This is a genomic window from Pedobacter sp. MC2016-14, from assembly GCF_020991475.1.
Taxonomy (GTDB): domain Bacteria; phylum Bacteroidota; class Bacteroidia; order Sphingobacteriales; family Sphingobacteriaceae; genus Pedobacter.
The window spans coordinates 624658-642179 of record NZ_JAJMPA010000001.1; the positions used below are offsets into that span (position 1 = coordinate 624658).

At 38.3% G+C, this 17522-nt stretch carries 14 protein-coding genes; 6 read left to right on the forward strand and 8 right to left on the reverse strand.

The annotated features are described in order from the left end of the window. Nucleotides 1-23 precede the first annotated feature (23 nt). Genes LPB86_RS02585 through LPB86_RS02595 form a run of 3 tightly spaced genes read left to right on the forward strand, consistent with a single transcriptional unit; the run spans nucleotide 24 to nucleotide 3791 of the window. The gene (locus tag LPB86_RS02585) at nucleotides 24-1856 is read left to right on the forward strand and encodes an ABC transporter ATP-binding protein (RefSeq protein ID WP_230640983.1); all 1833 of its coding nucleotides are present in this window, start codon (nucleotides 24-26) and stop codon (nucleotides 1854-1856) included. A 4-nt stretch (nucleotides 1857-1860) separates the two neighbouring features. Further along, nucleotides 1861-2805, forward strand: a complete 945-nt coding sequence (locus LPB86_RS02590; protein ID WP_230640984.1) for a hypothetical protein — start codon at nucleotides 1861-1863, stop codon at nucleotides 2803-2805. 11 nt (nucleotides 2806-2816) lie between these two features. After that, nucleotides 2817-3791 carry a hypothetical protein gene (locus LPB86_RS02595; protein ID WP_230640985.1) on the forward strand — a complete coding sequence of 325 codons (975 nt, stop codon included), beginning with the start codon at nucleotides 2817-2819 and terminating at the stop codon, nucleotides 3789-3791. Here LPB86_RS02595 and rfaE2 read toward each other — a convergent pair. From rfaE2 to rfaE1, 3 genes are read right to left on the reverse strand one after another with little or no spacing between them, the layout of a single operon-like run. Continuing rightward, a complete protein-coding gene (gene rfaE2 / locus LPB86_RS02600; protein ID WP_230640986.1) occupies nucleotides 3788-4288 on the reverse strand; it encodes a D-glycero-beta-D-manno-heptose 1-phosphate adenylyltransferase in 501 nt (166 codons plus the stop codon). The genes LPB86_RS02595 and rfaE2 overlap by 4 nt on opposite strands. A gap of 3 nt (nucleotides 4289-4291) precedes the next feature. Continuing rightward, on the reverse strand, nucleotides 4292-4858 hold the full coding sequence (locus LPB86_RS02605) for a D-sedoheptulose 7-phosphate isomerase (protein ID WP_304622678.1): 567 nt from the start codon (nucleotides 4856-4858) through the stop codon (nucleotides 4292-4294). 1 nt (nucleotide 4859) lies between these two features. Next, nucleotides 4860-5810, reverse strand: a complete 951-nt coding sequence (gene rfaE1, locus LPB86_RS02610; RefSeq protein ID WP_230640987.1) for a D-glycero-beta-D-manno-heptose-7-phosphate kinase — start codon at nucleotides 5808-5810, stop codon at nucleotides 4860-4862. 258 nt (nucleotides 5811-6068) lie between these two features. Here rfaE1 and LPB86_RS02615 point away from each other — a divergent pair, with 258 nt between their 5' ends. After that, nucleotides 6069-6713, forward strand: a complete 645-nt coding sequence (locus LPB86_RS02615) for a glycosyltransferase (protein ID WP_230640988.1) — start codon at nucleotides 6069-6071, stop codon at nucleotides 6711-6713. Between the two features lie 21 nt (nucleotides 6714-6734). Here the strand turns inward: LPB86_RS02615 and LPB86_RS02620 are convergent, their stop codons facing one another. From LPB86_RS02620 to rimP, 5 genes are all read right to left on the reverse strand, one after another. Next, nucleotides 6735-7919 carry a glycosyltransferase family 2 protein gene (locus LPB86_RS02620; protein ID WP_230640989.1) on the reverse strand — a complete coding sequence of 395 codons (1185 nt, stop codon included), beginning with the start codon at nucleotides 7917-7919 and terminating at the stop codon, nucleotides 6735-6737. A 67-nt stretch (nucleotides 7920-7986) separates the two neighbouring features. Continuing rightward, on the reverse strand, nucleotides 7987-9114 hold the full coding sequence (locus LPB86_RS02625; RefSeq protein ID WP_230640990.1) for an acyltransferase: 1128 nt from the start codon (nucleotides 9112-9114) through the stop codon (nucleotides 7987-7989). Nucleotides 9115-9514: 400 nt separating this feature from the next. Further along, entirely contained in the window at nucleotides 9515-12604 is a 3090-nt protein-coding gene (gene infB / locus LPB86_RS02630; protein ID WP_230640991.1) for a translation initiation factor IF-2, read from the reverse strand. 119 nt (nucleotides 12605-12723) lie between these two features. After that, a complete protein-coding gene (gene nusA, locus LPB86_RS02635; protein ID WP_230640992.1) occupies nucleotides 12724-13959 on the reverse strand; it encodes a transcription termination factor NusA in 1236 nt (411 codons plus the stop codon). Between the two features lie 2 nt (nucleotides 13960-13961). Further along, a complete protein-coding gene (gene rimP / locus LPB86_RS02640; protein ID WP_230640993.1) occupies nucleotides 13962-14426 on the reverse strand; it encodes a ribosome assembly cofactor RimP in 465 nt (154 codons plus the stop codon). Nucleotides 14427-14834: 408 nt separating this feature from the next. Here rimP and LPB86_RS02645 point away from each other — a divergent pair, with 408 nt between their 5' ends. Then, entirely contained in the window at nucleotides 14835-15479 is a 645-nt protein-coding gene (locus LPB86_RS02645; protein WP_230640994.1) for a DUF6266 family protein, read from the forward strand. 122 nt (nucleotides 15480-15601) lie between these two features. Continuing rightward, on the forward strand, nucleotides 15602-17521 hold the full coding sequence (gene nagB, locus LPB86_RS02650; RefSeq protein ID WP_230640995.1) for a glucosamine-6-phosphate deaminase: 1920 nt from the start codon (nucleotides 15602-15604) through the stop codon (nucleotides 17519-17521). Nucleotide 17522 lies beyond the last annotated feature (1 nt).

Genomic DNA, 17522 nt, shown 5'->3' on the forward strand with positions numbered 1-17522 from the left:
ACTTTACAACCTAAAATATTTTAATGAAAACCTATTTCAGATTGTTGTCTTTCGCAAAGCCAATAGAAAAATTTGCGATACCTTATATCATCACTACCTTACTTGCTGTTCTTTTTGGCGTGTTAAACCTTACCTTGTTATCTCCATTATTTGGGGTAATGATGTCAGATGAAAAAACAAAACAAACCAGCATCACAAAAACTGCGGCTTCTAATTTTGACATCACAGGTAAATTTCAAGAGTTTGTAAATCACTCTATGACCGCAAACGGGCCGGAAAAAACCCTGACTTATATGTGCCTTGTCATTGTGGTTTCTGTGTTGCTCTCCAATATCTTCAAATACTTTTCTCAAAGAACCATGGAAGATTTGCGGGTACATACCTTGCTTAATCTTCGCAAAACGGTATTCAATAACGTCATGAACCTTCATGTAGGCTATTTTAACAATGAACGTAAAGGAGATATTATTGCTAAAGTTTCTTCTGATGTCCAGGTGGTTCAGTTTACGGTAACCAATACCCTACAAGTAGTTTTTAAGGAGCCCCTGACACTTATTTTTTACATTGTTGCTTTATTGTCCATCTCTGTAAAACTTACCTTATTTTCATTGATGGTCATTCCGGTTTCTGCATTTATCATTAGTAAAATCGTAAAAAGATTAAAACAGCAGGCCAAAGAATCCCATGAATCTTTCGCGAAAATGATTGGCTTTTTAGATGAAGCCCTTGGTGCGGTAAAAATCATCAAAGCATTTAACGCAACTGAAAGGATCAAAGATAAATTCCATGCTGAGAACGTTTTTTATTCCAATCTAAACCGCAAAATGGTAAGACGGCAACAGTTAGGCTCCCCGGTATCAGAATTTTTAGGCGTCTTAATGGTTACTTTTATCGTATGGTACGGTGCATCCCTGATTATGAATAAAGCATCCGATGCGCTGACTGTTGGACAGTTCATTGCTTATATCGCTATATTTTCGCAGGTAATGCGTCCGGCTAAAGCATTAACAGATGCATTTAGTGGGATTCATTCCGGTATCGCAGCTGGAGAACGTGTATTAGACCTGATTGATACCAAACCAGAAATGATCAATAAAATTGGGGCAGAACCATTGCAAACTTTCAATAATGCACTGGTTTTTGACAATGTATCATTTAGCTATGGTTCAAAAGAAGTGCTGAAAGGTATTAATTTAACCATTCAAAAAGGTAAAACTGTAGCATTGGTTGGCCCTTCAGGCGGTGGAAAAAGCACCATGATGGACCTGATCCCGCGCTTTCATGATCCTTTATCAGGTACCATTAAAATTGATGGGCATGACTATCGAGACTTAACTATAGAGAGCATCCGTGAACAAATGGGTACGGTAAACCAGGAATCTTTGTTATTTAACGATACCATATTTAACAACATTGCCTTTGCAAAACCAGAGGCGTCGGAAGAAGAAGTGATCGCTGCGGCCAAAATTGCCAATGCCCATGAGTTTATTCTGCATACGGAAAGTGGTTACCAAACTTTTGTAGGTGATAGAGGTAACCGCTTGTCCGGTGGCCAAAAACAAAGGATTTGTATCGCCAGAGCGGTTCTTGCCAACCCTCCAATTATGTTGCTGGATGAAGCAACCTCTGCTTTAGATACCGAATCTGAAAAGCTGGTACAGGAAGCACTTAATAACCTAATGAAAAACAGGACTTCCATTGTCATAGCCCACCGTTTGAGCACCATACAACATGCTGATATGATCGTGGTTATTGACAAAGGTCAGGTACGAGAAACAGGCAGTCACCAGGAACTGATGAGCAACACATCCGGATTGTACAAACGTTTAATTGATATGCAGGCCTTTACTGACTAATCCTATGTTCAAAAAAAGAAATCCTTTGAGCAAATTGTGGCTCAAATTCACCAATAAAAATGACTACAAACAATACAAGTGGGAATTAAAGAACTACTACCAACAGGCATTTCACTATAATTTCAAGGGTAGTAAACGCCTAAACAGTCTTCCTAAAATAAAGGAAATACTCAAAACAGAAGGCCATTTAAACGTAAATCATAGTGGTAATGCAGGCGATATTATTTACGCATTGCCAACACTTAAAAAATTACACGAGCTAACAGGCGCACAAATAAATCTTTACCTGAGGCTGAATCAGCCATTGATATTGTCTAACGCTTTATCCCATCCCCTTGGCAATGTGATGTTAAACCAGAAAATGACGGATCAGCTCAGTCCACTAATTTCAAAACAAGAATATATCAACTTAGTTGAGCCTTATGCCGACCAAAGCATACATATAGATCTTGATTATTTTAGATCCGGAGTATTCCCTCTAGACCGTGGAAATATAGCCAGATGGTGTGGTTACACTACTGGTGTAAGCGCTGACCTTTGGAAGAAATGGTTGGATGTTACACCCAATGAAAAATATGCAGAAACTATTATACTGGCACGAAGTGGAAGATACCAAAACGTTGAACTAGATTTTTCTTTTCTTAAAAATTATCAAAATATTAAATTTGTAGGCGTATCTTCTGAATTCGTAGAAATGCAAAAAATTATCCCCCAGCTGGAATGGGTACAGGTTAATGATTTTTTAGAACTTGCAGAAATCATTGCAGGCTGCAAATTCTTTATTGGCAACCAGTCTTTTCCATTTTCTATAGCTGAAGGACTAAAGGTCTCAAGAATTCTAGAGCTTCCAACTGACATTATCAATGTTGTACCTGAAGGCCCTGGCGGATATGATGTATTATTTCAAGACCATTTTGAATCCTTAGTAGAACAAATTGCAAACAATTAACACTCAAATATATGGAAATGCCATTTAGACCACTTAACAAAATTAGCAAACTATACCTTAAAATCACCGACAAGGCTAAGTACATTAAATATAAAAGACAGGTTATATACTATAAAATCGACCTTAATAGAACTATTAAACTGAATGCTGTATTAGCTCAAAAAACTATTACCAATCCAGATAAAATTAAGGCGCTCGCCAAAGTCAAAGGCAAGATAAACTTCATTCATGCTGGTAATGCTGGAGATATTATATATGCCTTGCCTACTTTAAAAGCAATCTATAAACTTACAGGTGTACCAATTAATCTTTACTTATTGCTAGATCAGCCCCATGGATTAGATCCTATGTACACACATCCTTTGGGCAATGTAACCTTAAATCTTCAAATGGCAAATATGCTGACGCCTCTGATTGATCAGTTGGAATATATAAATTCCTGCCTCCCTTATCAAAGTGAAGAAATTGATATCAAGTTGGACCTTTTTAGAGAATTGCCCCTCCTCCTCGATAAAGGTAATATCATCAGATGGTACAATTATACAACAGGTATTTTGCCTGAGGTAGCTACTCCGTGGTTAAAAGCTACGCCTAGTCAAAACTTTTCAGATAAAATTGTAATTGCACGTAGCCAGCGGTACCGGAACCCACACATCGATTATAATTTCCTTAATAAATATAAAAACTTGTGCTTTATAGGTGTTAAATCAGAATACGAAGAAATTGTTCAATGCATCCCAAAAATTGAGTTTGTTGAAGTTTCAAATTTCCTGCAGATGGCAGAAATCATTGCTGGTGCCGCTTTTTTTATAGGAAACCAATCCTTTCCATTTTCGATTGCTGAAGCACTAAAAGTGCCTAGAATCCTAGAAACCAGTTTTGAAGCACCAAATGTGATTCCAGATGGTGATAATGGCTTTGACTTTCTATTACAAGAGCATTTTGAGTGGCATGTAGAAAATTTAAACCAGCGCCATCGCAGCTAATTACCAGACGAAATCTTTTCAATTAGTGCGGTAGAGGAATGTCCATCTATAAAACTGACTACCCTAACATCTCCTCCATTGGCTTGAACTTCGGCAGCACCTACGATATTTTCAATAACGTAATCACCTCCTTTTACAAGAACATCTGGCAAAACATTAGTTATCAGCGTCAAAGGAGTATCCTCTTCAAACTGAATTACAGCGTCTACAAAGAACATGGCAGCCAATATCAATGCTCTGTTAGCTTCCAGATTTATTGGCCTTGACGGCCCCTTTAAACGCTTTACAGAAGCATCAGAGTTTAATCCAATCACAAGCTTGTCGCCAAGTGAGGCAGCCTTAAGTAAATAACTGATATGGCCAATGTGCAAAAGATCAAAACACCCATTTGTAAAAACAATTTTTTGTCCTTCTGCTTTCCATTTTGCAATGGTTTGCTTAAGGTTGTCCTGGTGCAAAATTTTTGATATTGCGAGTTCCTCTAAACTATCTATCATACCTTATTCATAAGAATCATCTACAACACTACAAATCATGTGCCCGATAAGAATGTGCATTTCCTGGATCCTGGCAGTAACATCGGATGGGACAACGATATTCAAATCACAACAGTCATTCATTTTTCCGCCATCTCGGCCAGTCAAACCAATTGTTTTACAACCCAATTGTGCTCCATATGCTAAAGCCTTAATAACGTTCGCGCTATTACCACTTGTAGAAATACCAATTAAAACATCTCCGCCAACAGCAAGTCCTTCCACCTGCCGTTTAAAGATGTGCTCAAAGCCGTAGTCATTCCCAATAGCTGTAATGGCAGATGTATCCGTTGTTAATGCAATTGCCGGTAGCGACCGACGTTCCTTTACAAAACGGCCTACAAACTCGGCTGCAATATGCTGCGCATCACCAGCACTGCCACCATTGCCAAATAATAATACTTTATTTCCCTGTTTTAAACAATCTACGATAATTGAGCAGGCTGTCGAGATATCCTCGGAAATACCATTCGTCGAAGCATTTGCAACTTCCATATGCTCCTTAAAAATAGCCTTAATCTGATTTGTCATTCTAGTTACAATCAAAAAATTTGTTATTAATTTCATCATAAGTGGCCACAGCACTACCTACCTTACTAACCACAATAGCTGCAGCATGATTCGCAAAATCACACGCACTATGCAAAGATTTGCCAGCGGCTAATGATACACCCAGAGAAGCCAAAACAGTATCTCCAGCGCCGGTCACATCTATTACATCAAGCGCTTTAGTAGGTATCAACGTAAGTTGGTTACCGACATAGTAGGCAATACCATCTTCTGACAGCGTAACAATTACTTCATCGCAATTTGTAATGTCCTTTAAGGCTGCGCAAGCAGCAGTAAGGCTTTCCTCATCCTTAATAGATATGCCGGTCGCCAATGCTGCTTCCTTTTTGTTAGGTTTAATAACATTAACTCCATTATATTTTGCAAAATCCAAACCTTTAGGGTCCACCAACGTCGTTTTACCATGGGCTTTGCTAATTGCGAATAATTCTAGCAACAAATTTTTAGTTAACAAACCTTTATTATAATCCGATACAAGCACAATGTCGAAGTCACCTATCTTATTTTTGAAAATTTCGAGAACATTATCTTCTATCGATTTTTCGATGGCGGTTATGTTCTCCCTATCCAATCGTATGAGATGGTGATTAGAAGCAAGAACCCGAGACTTAACAGTAGTACATCTGGTATCATCTGATATCAGTCCATCACCCGCTACACCAAGATCAGATAGATGTTGCAAAACCAATTTCCCCTGTTCATCATTTCCTACAACCGAAATAAGATCAACTTTACAATTAAAAGCAACTAGATTTTTTAAAACATTGCCGGCACCTCCAAGTGTATATTCTTCCCTTCCAACTTCAACAACCTGAACTGGTGCTTCCGGGGATATCCTATTACAACTTCCATAGATGTAATGATCAATCATCACGTCACCAACCACCAACACCTTAATTATCTTATTATCCACTTTTACGATCTAGTTTAGTTTTTTTTAGCTCAAATGAGTCAAAAACAAGTTACATTTAAAATACACTAAGACGCCAAAAATACAGTTATAATTCTAACTAATAAAATATATTCAAGATGATAAAATTCAAATCAAACCTATAGCATCACCCCTCTATTTATTAATCTGAATATCTTACCTAAACTTAACAATCAAAGCAAATATTATTAAATTATTACCATTAACTTTACCAAACTCAGTAATTCAAACACAAAACGAATGTTCAGCCTCTTCAAAAGAATTTCTATATCTTACGGTATCACAGTTTGTAATGAAGCAAAAGAAATAGAACTTTTGCTTTCTACTCTTATCCCAATAATTGACAAAAGGGATGAAATTATTGTTTTACAAGACGTTACTCATAGAAACGAGTCTGTATCTGCTGTACTAAACAATCACAGAAAAAACATTAACATAATTGAGACCAAGCTAAATGGCGATTTTGCTACTTTCAAAAACAATTTTTTTAAGTTAGCCAAAGGAGACTTTCTATTCCAGATCGATGCGGATGAAGTCCCTCAGGCTACTTTAATAAAAAAGATTAAACCTGTGCTTAAGAAAAATAAGAAGAGCGACTGTTTTTTGGTGCCTAGAGTTAATGTCGTTAACGGTTATACAGATGCACATGTCAAACGGTGGAATTGGAACATAAACGATAAAAACTATATTAACTTTCCTGACTACCAACCCCGCATCGTAAAGTTAAAGGCTGGAATAAAATGGATAAATAAAGTTCACGAAGTCTTTACCGGATACCAATGCATCACAGAACTGCCCTCTGATGATGAAACATTCTGTCTGATACACATAAAAGATATTCGAAGACAGGAAAAACAAAATTCATTTTATGAAAATCTGTCCTGATCAATTCATAAAACCACGCGACTATATCAACCTTCTTGAGTTATTTATAAGTTCGCCCTCATATGATTGATCATTTAAGATATCTATTTTAATCATTTTCCACCTAATCTTTCTTTCATTTTTACCTATCAACCTGTCAAAAAATGAAATAGTTTTATGGTGAAGTTGATGATCTATAAGCTCAGGCAACATCTTAATTTTATCATAAGCACGTTTTGTAAATTTAAGACCATCTATATAAACGAGAACATCATTAGTCTTCGCATGGTGATATGGCTTGATCTTATCTTTAAGATTAACGGATGTTAATTCTTGTTCTTCAAGAATATAATTATTTGAAGAGAAATCAGTATAAACTGATGTAAACCAAGGCTCTAGCTTCAACAGAAGATCATCAGTACCATGCCTAAGAACTAGACCAATGTTATATCTTTTTTTTACGGAAGAAAACGCACTAAAACCCCATTTTCTAATAAAATTTCTGTCGGAATTTAACTCAATTCTCTCTGTTTTATTTTTATACTCCTCTGAAAAGCGCGACGTTTTACTGACAAAGTGATAACATACTGCATCAAAACTAGTGATCACGGTCATGCCATATAACTTAAGTCTCAATAACAAATCATCGTCTTCACGAAACATGGGTTTAAAAATTGGATCAAGGCCGCCTATCGCAACCAGAATTGACCGTCTAACTCCTAAAAAGAAAGTCCCACCATGTCTATCATCGTAAGCTCCTGCATGCTCTATGACATAATCTTTTGCAAAGTTATAAAAGGAGGCAATATCAAAAGAAGACAAATCATTCCCCAGATCTTTAATTACTTTACCAGGTCTTTCATCCTTTGCAAATATAGATGGTTCCACTGTCGTATAGCACACTACACTTCTATCCGTACAATGTTTTTCAATATTTTCTATAAATCCTGGAGCTAGCACCATGTCGTTGTGCACAAATATGGCTATCTCTTTCGTAGCTAATTCCGTACATTTATTAAATGTGTCCGATAATGTTTTCTCTTCATCTGAATAAAAACAAATTACATTAGAATCTCTCAATGAATCTAACCATTCATTTGTACCATCATTGCTATTATAACTAACAAAAACTATTTCAACTTCTTTATATATAGCTCTGGTACTATGATAAAAGTTTTTACTGTATTCTAAGTTATTTTTTAACCCGGCTAGTAATGAAACGTTCATATTTCGATTAATATATGTAGAGAAATAACCATCAAAGCAAATATATCCATTTTTGATCAAATACAGATTACCGTGACTGTTTAATGCTTTTGTTATTGAAAATTCCTATAGACCATTTAAACTTTGTTCTCGCAATGAGTAGAACCACCACCATGGCTACAAAGTAGGTAATAACAAACCTCAGAATACCAAGAAGCGCACCACCTAAAAGCGTTAATTCTTCCATGTGAATTTTAAATGGCCTTAAAATTTCCACTAGCAAAAGCGTAATTATAATTTGGTGTGTTAAATAAACACCGAAGGTAGTTTTCCTTGGCGCGATCCATTTATTTAGTGCAGAAATGGAACCAATTTTTAGCAACAGTAGAAAGAAACTTAAAGAGTATAATATATTTGTGATACGAAGTGTATTAAATGCGTCCTTATTTCCTAAATTCTTAAGATGAACAATTTCAAAATCGGCCAGCAAAAAGAATACAACAGTAATAACAATGAAATACCAAAAATTTGTTTTCTGTATAAACAACTTCAAATCAGTATAATGTTTATTCATAATAACACCTAACCATAAATAAAATATAAATCCAAATAGTGCTGTATTGTGAGGCGTCATTATCCATCCGTGGTAAAGGTTTACACTATAAAATAGAGATATTACAAGCAGCGTTATTCCAAAATAGAGGTTATACAGGTACTTTTTGAACAACAGAAGTATACAGATGCAAATTAAAAAATTTAAGATGAACCAAAAGCTGGTAAAAAACATAACATCTACATACCGTTCAATAATATAGTTTAAAATGCTTTTTGAAGGTTCATAATCACCTTTGTAAAGAAAAAATTTTTTATACAGGAAGCTAATAACATCTACTAAAACAAATGCATTCAACCAGAAAAACCAAGGGCCAATGGTACTTTTGAATCTATTCTTTATGTACTCGCCGGGTGTATATTCAGTAAATTTATGATTGATCAAAAAGCCTCCAATTATAAAAAAGGCAATCGTTGCGAATTTAAAAAATTGTATCGCAGATGCTTGAAACATTGTAGAATAAAAATTGGAATAGTTATCCTCACCTATTACAACACAATGCTCATACACTATACCCATCATAGATATACATCTAATGGTATCTACAAAATCAAAATTCTTTTTCTCCGGTTTTAGGGCAACACTAATAGGTTCAGGATTCATAAAATTGATAAAAAGCAAAAGTCATAAAAAAAGAGCGGTTTACGACCGCTCTTTTTATTAAAATATGTTAAAGTTTGTTTTTGTAGTATTAGAATATCACTATTAAAGTAGAGGCGCCCCGACGATATAACCTGAAGTTCCCTGTATAGTGCTTTGTGCCGGTTTAAAATTATATGTATTTAAAACAGCAGGACTGTATATGTATCGGCAGCACCATAGCATTATTAACCCATTCCATGAAATAAATCATATCGTTATATATGTATTTGTGAATCACAAACGGCATGCAGAATGAATATGAGGTTGTATATAAATATCAAATGCGGCTCAATAATATTATACACATAAAAAAAGCGCGATAAACCGTAGTCTATCGCGCTTCAATAAATATGTTAAACTTTTACAGTTTTCTTTTCACTTCCACTTGTTCGTATGCTTCAACGATATCACCAACTTCAATGTTATTGAAATTGTGAATGTTCAATCCGCATTCATAACCTCTGGATACTTCTTTCACATCATCTTTATAACGTTTCAATGAAGCCAGTTCACCTGTATAAACAACCACACCATCTCTTACGATACGGATTTTGCTATTACGGGTAATTGTACCATCTAACACCATACAGCCGGCAATTGTACCCACCTTGGTGATTTTAAAGGTATCCCTGATTTCCACGTTAGCCGTGATTTTCTCTTCAAACTCTGGCGCAAGCATACCTTCCATCGCAGCTTTGATCTCGTTGATTGCATCATAAATGATGGAATACAAACGAATGTCAATTTGCTCCGCTTCAGCAAGCTTTCTGGCACCCGGCGAAGGACGTACCTGGAAACCAATGATGATCGCATCTGAGGCCGAAGCAAGTAATACATCAGACTCTGAGATCTGACCCACTGCTTTACCAATAATGTTGATCTGGATTTCAGGAGTAGAAAGTTTAAGTAAGGAGTCAGATAGTGCTTCAATTGAACCATCCACATCACCCTTAACAATCAGGTTCAGCTCTTTAAAGTTACCAATAGCCAAACGACGGCCAATCTCATCCAAAGTAATGTGTTTCTGAGTTCTCAGACCCTGTTCACGCATCAATTGTAAACGTTTGTTGGCAATCTCTCTGGCTTCAACTTCACTTTCCATGGCGTTGAATCTGTCACCTGCAGTAGGTGCGCCTTGCATACCCAATACCTGTACCGGTACCGATGGACCTGCTTTATCAACTTTTTGACCACGTTCGTTAAACAATGCTTTAACACGACCGCTATAGCTTCCTGCTAAAATTGGATCTCCAACTTTAAGCGTACCGCCTTGTACAAGAACTGTAGTTACAATACCACGTCCTTTATCCAATGTTGCTTCAATTACACTACCTGTAGCACGTTTGTCCGGATTGGCTTTTAAATCCAGCAATTCTGCTTCCAGTAAAACTTTCTCTAATAACAAATCTACGTTCAGACCGCTTTTACCTGAAATTTCCTGCGATTGGAAGCTACCGCCCCAGTCCTCAACAAGAATGTTCATGATGGAAAGCTGCTCGCGGATCTTATCCGAATTAGCCCCTGGTTTATCAATTTTAGTGAAGGCAAATACCAATGGAACACCAGCAGCCTGCGCATGACTGATTGCTTCCTTAGTTTGAGGCATCACCGCATCATCCGCCGCAACCACGATAATGGCAATATCGGCTACCTTGGCACCACGTGCACGCATGGCCGTAAAAGCCTCGTGACCCGGCGTATCCAGGAAAGTAACCTTTTTACCTGTTGACGTGGTTACCATATAAGCACCAATGTGCTGGGTAATACCACCAGCCTCACCAGCCACAACATTTGCTTTACGGATATAATCCAGCAAAGATGTTTTACCATGATCTACGTGCCCCATGATGGTTACAACAGGAGCTCTTGATACCAAATCCTCTTCTGCATCTACCTCTTCTATAATGCTGTCGCTTTCATCATCCGGTTTAACGAATTGAATTTCGTAACCAAATTCATCGGCAACAATAGTCAGGGTTTCTGCATCCAGACGTTGGTTAATGGATACAAACATACCAAGGCTCATACAGGTACCAATAATTTTGGTAACAGGTACATCCATCATGGTAGCCAGTTCGTTTGCCGTTACAAATTCCGTAACCTTTAAAACTTTTGATTGTGCTTCAAGATCCATTGCAGCTTCTTCCGCAGACAATGCAACATCATCACGTTTTCCACGGCGTAATTTAGCACGCTGTGCAAACTTACCAGATTTACCTGCGCCGCTTAAACGTGCAAGCGTAGCTTTGATCTGGTCCTGTATTTCTTTTTCCGTAGGCTCCTCTTTAGAACCGCCACTGCCTGGTGCTCCAGGTTTAGCATTTCTAAAATTAGGCCTGTTGGCTGTATTGTTCGTATTGTTTCTAAAATCCGGACGGTTGGTAAAAGTAGGTGGCGTAGCAGGTTTAGCTGCATTGGGTTGCGCACCAGTACCCTGACCTTGCGGTCTTTGTCCTTGTTGCTGACCATGGTTTTGTCCTTGTCCACCTTGTCCTTGTTCTCCCGGCGTTTTTTTACGCTTGCGTTTTCTCTTCGCGTCATTGCTGTCGGCAGAAGAGGCTATAGGTTGAGATTTGCGGTCATGTGCCACAGGTAAAACAATTTTACCAATGATATTTGGACCAGACAATTTCACCGAACGTGCTTTAATCACCTCAACCTCTTCAGGTTTTTCAACTTTCGGCTGTTCAGGTTCTGCAACTGGCGTTTCATTTGCAACTGGTGCAGCAGGGGCGGTGGCTTTTTCTTCCACGTTAACTTCTAATTTAGACTGTGGTTCCACTACAGGAGCTACAGTCTTTTCAACTTCCTTAACTTCCGCCACCGGATTTGGTTTTGGCGCTTCAGGAGCAACTACTGGAGTTTCTATTTTAGCCTGTTCTACAGGAGCATCTTCTTTTTTAACCGGACGGGTTTTTGAATTCAAATTGCTAAGATCAATCTTACCAACTATTTTCACACCAGGCAATCCGCTTTCTTCTGAAGTTTTTTCAGTTGAAACTGCAGCAGGCACAACTGGTGTTGCAACAGGTTCAGGAGCCTTATTTGGCTCAACTTCAGGTGCTGGAGCAGGAGCCACAGGCTCTGCCTTAACCACAGGAGTTTCAACTTTCGGTGTAGAAACCGGAGGTGTGTAAGCATTCAGGTTCTTAATTAAAACCCCCTCATTTTCAAATTCAACGTCTCTTTTTGGCGCCTCTGCAACCCTCTCGGTAACTTCAGGCTCATCACGACGAATTTTACCTATAACAATTTGATTGGCTTCTTCTTTTACGATCTTATCGCCCTGAAACTCTTTCAATAATGCATCATACATATCTCTGGAGAGTTTAGTAGTGGGTTTATTTTCAACAGAAAAGCCTTTCTTACCCAGAAACTCAACGGCCGTAGCTATCCCGACGTTAAGTTCCTTAACTGCTTTAAATAAAATTATTGGTTTGTCGTCTGACATTGATATCCTATTATTTTCTAATTCTTTATACAAAAGTAACGTTTATTCTTGTTTTTCACTAGCATGCCTGAACATTTCCTTTAAGAAAACGTTCAGACTAGCTTAATTCAAGAATGTATTTATTCAAATTCCGATTTTAAAATACTTACAACTTCTTTAATTGTCTCCTCTTCGAGGTCAGTACGTTTTACCAGCTCATCAATTGACAATCCCAAAACACTTTTCGCTGTATCACAGCCAATCGCTTTCAGTTCATCAATAATCCAGCTGTCAATTTCATCTGAGAATTCTTCAATATCTACATCCTCATCTTCTTCACCCGCTTCGCGGTATACATCAATTTCATAGCCAGTCAATTTACCAGCCAGTTTGATGTTGTGTCCACCACGTCCAATCGCCAGGGAAACCTGGTCTGGTTTAAGGTAAACAGCAGCATGTTTAGTTTCGTCATCCAGTTTAATGGACGTAATTTTTGCCGGACTTAAAGCCCTGGTGATATATAAGGAAACATTTTGAGTAAAGTTAATTACGTCAATGTTTTCATTTTTCAACTCACGTACAATACCATGAATCCTTGAACCTTTCATACCAACGCAGGCACCTACCGGATCGATCCTGTCATCATAAGATTCAACGGCAACCTTGGCACGTTCGCCTGGTTCACGTACAATTTTCTTGATGGTAATTAAACCGTCGAAAATCTCCGGAACTTCAATTTCAAACAAACGTTGTAAAAATTCTGGTGCAATTCTGGAAATGATAATTTTCGGTGTCGCATTTACCATGTCTACTTTAGAAATTACCGCACGAACAGTATCTCCTTTTTTAAAGAAATCTGCCGGGATTTGTTCTGATTTAGGCATCATCAACTCATTACCTTCATCATCCAGTACTAAAGTTTCTTTTTTCCAAACCTGGTAAACTTCACCAGTAACCATTTCACCCACGCGGTCTTTATATTTTTTAAAGATCTCGTCTTTCTCCAGTTCTAATACTTTAGACACTAAAGTCTGACGGGCAGCAAGAATTGCCCTACGGCCAAAGCTCTCCAGTGTGATCTGTTCTATATAGTCGTCACCAACTTCCATATCCGGATCAATCTTCTGCACTTCCGCAAGTTCAATCTCAAGATCATCATCTTCTGAAAAACCATCCTCCATCACCTTTCTGGTACGCCAGATCTCCAAATCCCCATTGTCTGGGTTTACAATGACGTCACAATTCTCATCGGTACCATATTTTTTCCGCAACATACTGCGAAATACCTCTTCCAGCACACTAATCACTGTAGGGCGGTCGATATTCTTGAATTCTTTGAATTCCTGAAATGAATCGATTAAATTAATATTGCTCATTTTTATTTAAATGAAATTAAAACCTTTGTTTCTGTTATCTTACTAAAGTCAATCCCTGTTTCTACCAGTTGTGCCTTTTTACCTTTTTCTTTCACTTTTTCTGCAATCAGGATTCCATTCTCGGTTACTGAAAGCAATTCACCTTCTTTTTTATCACCACCATCCAGTTTCACACTCAAATCCCGGCCAATATTCTTTTCATACTGGCGTTTTAGTTTTAGCGGCTCGCCTACTCCAGGAGAAGAAACCTCCAGGTTATAAGCTACAGCAACTACGTTCTCTTCTTCCAGATGAAATCCAACATGCCGGCTGATGTCTGCACAATCCTGGATGTTTATGCCCTGATCGCCATCTACATGAATGATTAGCTTGTTATTAGGAAGCATCTTAACCTCCACTAAAAACAACTCTGGCCTGTCTGCAATCTTTTCTTCAACCAGTTCTTTAACTCTCTTTTCTACCTGCATAACAAATTTCGGTAAACAGAAAAGAGGGGACATCTGCCCCCTCTTTCCCTATATTACAGCGCAAATGTACAAATAATATTTACAAATAAAAAACAGAGTTCAAAGCAGGATAAGTATTTAAATTTCTGGGTGTACCGGAAATCCAAACAAAGCTTATCTTTACCTGCTCCAAACTGGCCTCCAAAATCTTTTCCGTCTAAAAACCATTAATTGTTTTCAACTTAAACAGAACCTGAACTAACAAGGGGTTGGCAAGGGGTTGGTAAGGGGTTGACAAGGGGTTAGTATACCTATTATGCTTACCAACCCCCTTTCATACCTTTGTCAAATCCTTGTTACATGAGGCTTTGGCTAGTATAAGTCTCTGGTATACTTAGTATATTGCACACTTACTAAAAAAATTAAAATATGGGGATATTAAAAAATGGAATTTTAGGAGAAACCTCAGGCAAGATTGCCAACACTGTTTCTTACATGTTAAATGACGTAAATGTTGTTCGTACTATTGGAAAAAACAACCATCCACCTACTGATGCACAGCTCGCCAACAGAATGCGAACAAGTTTGACAGCCAAACTTCTTAGACCAATTAAAGGACTAATTGACGTAACTTTTAAATCTTTGAAATTTACACAAAAAGATTACGCTTACAATGCCGCTACTTCCTACCTGAAAAAAAATGCTACACAGGGAGAATATCCAAATATCAGCATCGATTTTTCTAAAGTTCGTATTGCACAAGGTGATTTAATGGAAGCGCTTAACCCTAAAGTTGAAGTTTCTGAAAAAGGCCTGCTGTTTAGCTGGGACATTGACGACAAACTTGAATACAACAGGAAACGGGACCAGGTAATTGTATTGGCTTATACAAGTCAGGATTCTGCTTATTTTCTGCCAAGCGGTGCCAGAAGAAGTGACGGACAACAACTTTTGGAGCTTAAACGGTTCTCGAAGGAAAGGAATTTTGAAACTTACATCGCTTTTATATCCGACGATAGAAAAGAAATTTCTAACAGCCAGTATCTGGGGAATATTAAAATACCCGCTATGTAATCCTAAGGCAACTTAGGTTTGTCAACGCTTTACGCCCATTTCTCTCTATTTGCCGATTAAGTTTGTTAAAGTCTACAGAGTCCCTATATTTACTGCTCCGTACCAACCTTTAAGAAAACTAAATGGCAAGATTAAATCTTTTGGAAGAAACGCGCTTTGAAAAACTGCCCGTTTCTGTATTCGAAACACCGGGGGCGGCCTCACTAAATGTGGCAAATCGCATCGCAAACCTCATTAAACAAAAACAAGCTAAAAATGAAAATGCTGTTTTGGGGCTAGCAACAGGAGCTACACCAATTTCTGTTTATGCTGAACTTGTTCGTCTTCATAAAGAAGAAGGACTAAGTTTTAAAAATGTAATCACCTTTAACCTGGATGAGTATTACCCTATGCAGCCAGATGCTGCGCAGAGTTATGTATCATTCATGAACGACAATCTATTTGACCACATTGATATTGACAAAAGCAATGTCAATATCCCTGACGGAACATTAAGTCTGGAAGAAATTCCAGCATTCTGCCTTGCCTACGAAAAGAAAATAGGTGACCTTGGCGGTCTCGATATTCAGATTCTGGGTATAGGACGTACCGGACATATTGGTTTTAACGAGCCGGGATCGGCGCCTAACTCCGGCACCCGTTTGGTAACCCTGGATGACCTTACCCGTCGTGATGCGGCAAGGGATTTCGGTGGTAAATCTTTTGTACCTACAAAAGCAATTACCATGGGTATCGGAACTATCTTCAAAGCCAGGGAAATTATCCTGATGGCCTGGAGCCAGAAAAAGGCCTCTATCCTTAAAAAAGCGGTAGAAGGTGAAATTTCAAGCGAAGTACCGGCTACTTATCTGCAACTGTCTGAAAATGTAGAATTCATTTTAGATAAAGATGCAGCTTCTCTTTTAACCAGATTTGACACCCCGTGGTTAGTTAAAGATTGTATCTGGGATGAGGTACTAAGCAGAAAAGCGGTGATTTGGCTGGCCAATACCCTGAAAAAACCGGTGCTTAAATTGACTGAAGATGACTTCAACAACAACGGGATGGCACAACTGGCGCTGGAAAAAGGCCCGGTATACAACATCAACATCCATATTTTTAACAAACTTCAACACACCATAACCGGCTGGCCTGGAGGCAAACCGAACGCAGACGATTCACAACGTCCGGAACGTGCCGAGCCTGCTAAAAAACGTGTCATCATCTTCTCACCTCATCCTGATGATGACGTAATTTCTATGGGGGGCACTTTTATCCGTCTGGTAGACCAGCAGCACGATGTGCATGTAGCTTATCAGGTATCTGGAAATACCGCAGTATGGGATGATGATGCGCTTCGCTTTATGGAGTTTAGCATTGACTTTGCTGATAAAATGGGCATAGACAAGCCCGAGCTCAAAACAATGTACCAGAACATGCGTACATTTATTGAGAAAAAACAACCAAATCAGGTAGACACACCAGAAATTCAAACGGTAAAAGGATTAATCAGAAAAGGTGAAGCTATTGCCGGCGCACGTTTTTGCGGTTTGGAAGATGACCACATCCACTTCATGGAACTTCCATTTTATGAAAGCGGAAAGAGCCAGAAAAATCCGGTTACCAACACTGATGTTGAATTAACCATGGAACTGCTGCAAAAAATTAAACCAGAGCAGGTTTTTGCTGCTGGAGATTTTGAAGATCCACATGGTACCCACCTGGTGTGTTTTAACATCATCATTGAAGCATTACAACGACTTTCTAAGACAGAAAGCTGGGTTAAGGATTGCTGGGTATGGATGTACCGCGGTGCATGGAAAGAATTTGAAACCCACGAAATTGAAATGGCAGTCCCATTGAGCCCACAGGAAGTAGAGAAAAAGAAATTTGCCATCTTTAAACACCAGTCGCAAAAAGACCGTGCTGTTTTCCCTGGTGATGATGCCAGAGAATTCTATAAAAGAGCAGAAGACAGGAACAGGGAAACAGCAAAATCGTATGACGACCTGGGACTGGCAGACTACGAAGCCATGGAAGCCTTTGTAAGGTTTAAATTTTAGC

Coding starts and splice junctions, on each gene's coding strand:
- LPB86_RS02595 (WP_230640985.1), top strand. CDS start 2,817: ATGGAAATGCCATTTAGACCACTTAACAAAATTAGCAAACTATACCTT.
- LPB86_RS02590 (WP_230640984.1), top strand. CDS start 1,861: ATGTTCAAAAAAAGAAATCCTTTGAGCAAATTGTGGCTCAAATTCACC.
- LPB86_RS02585 (WP_230640983.1), top strand. CDS start 24: ATGAAAACCTATTTCAGATTGTTGTCTTTCGCAAAGCCAATAGAAAAA.
- nagB (WP_230640995.1), top strand. CDS start 15,602: ATGGCAAGATTAAATCTTTTGGAAGAAACGCGCTTTGAAAAACTGCCC.
- rfaE2 (WP_230640986.1), bottom strand. CDS start 4,288: ATGATAGATAGTTTAGAGGAACTCGCAATATCAAAAATTTTGCACCAG.
- LPB86_RS02625 (WP_230640990.1), bottom strand. CDS start 9,114: ATGAATCCTGAACCTATTAGTGTTGCCCTAAAACCGGAGAAAAAGAAT.
- LPB86_RS02605 (WP_304622678.1), bottom strand. CDS start 4,858: ATGACAAATCAGATTAAGGCTATTTTTAAGGAGCATATGGAAGTTGCA.
- LPB86_RS02615 (WP_230640988.1), top strand. CDS start 6,069: ATGTTCAGCCTCTTCAAAAGAATTTCTATATCTTACGGTATCACAGTT.
- infB (WP_230640991.1), bottom strand. CDS start 12,604: ATGTCAGACGACAAACCAATAATTTTATTTAAAGCAGTTAAGGAACTT.
- rimP (WP_230640993.1), bottom strand. CDS start 14,426: ATGCAGGTAGAAAAGAGAGTTAAAGAACTGGTTGAAGAAAAGATTGCA.
- LPB86_RS02645 (WP_230640994.1), top strand. CDS start 14,835: ATGGGGATATTAAAAAATGGAATTTTAGGAGAAACCTCAGGCAAGATT.
- LPB86_RS02620 (WP_230640989.1), bottom strand. CDS start 7,919: ATGAACGTTTCATTACTAGCCGGGTTAAAAAATAACTTAGAATACAGT.
- nusA (WP_230640992.1), bottom strand. CDS start 13,959: ATGAGCAATATTAATTTAATCGATTCATTTCAGGAATTCAAAGAATTC.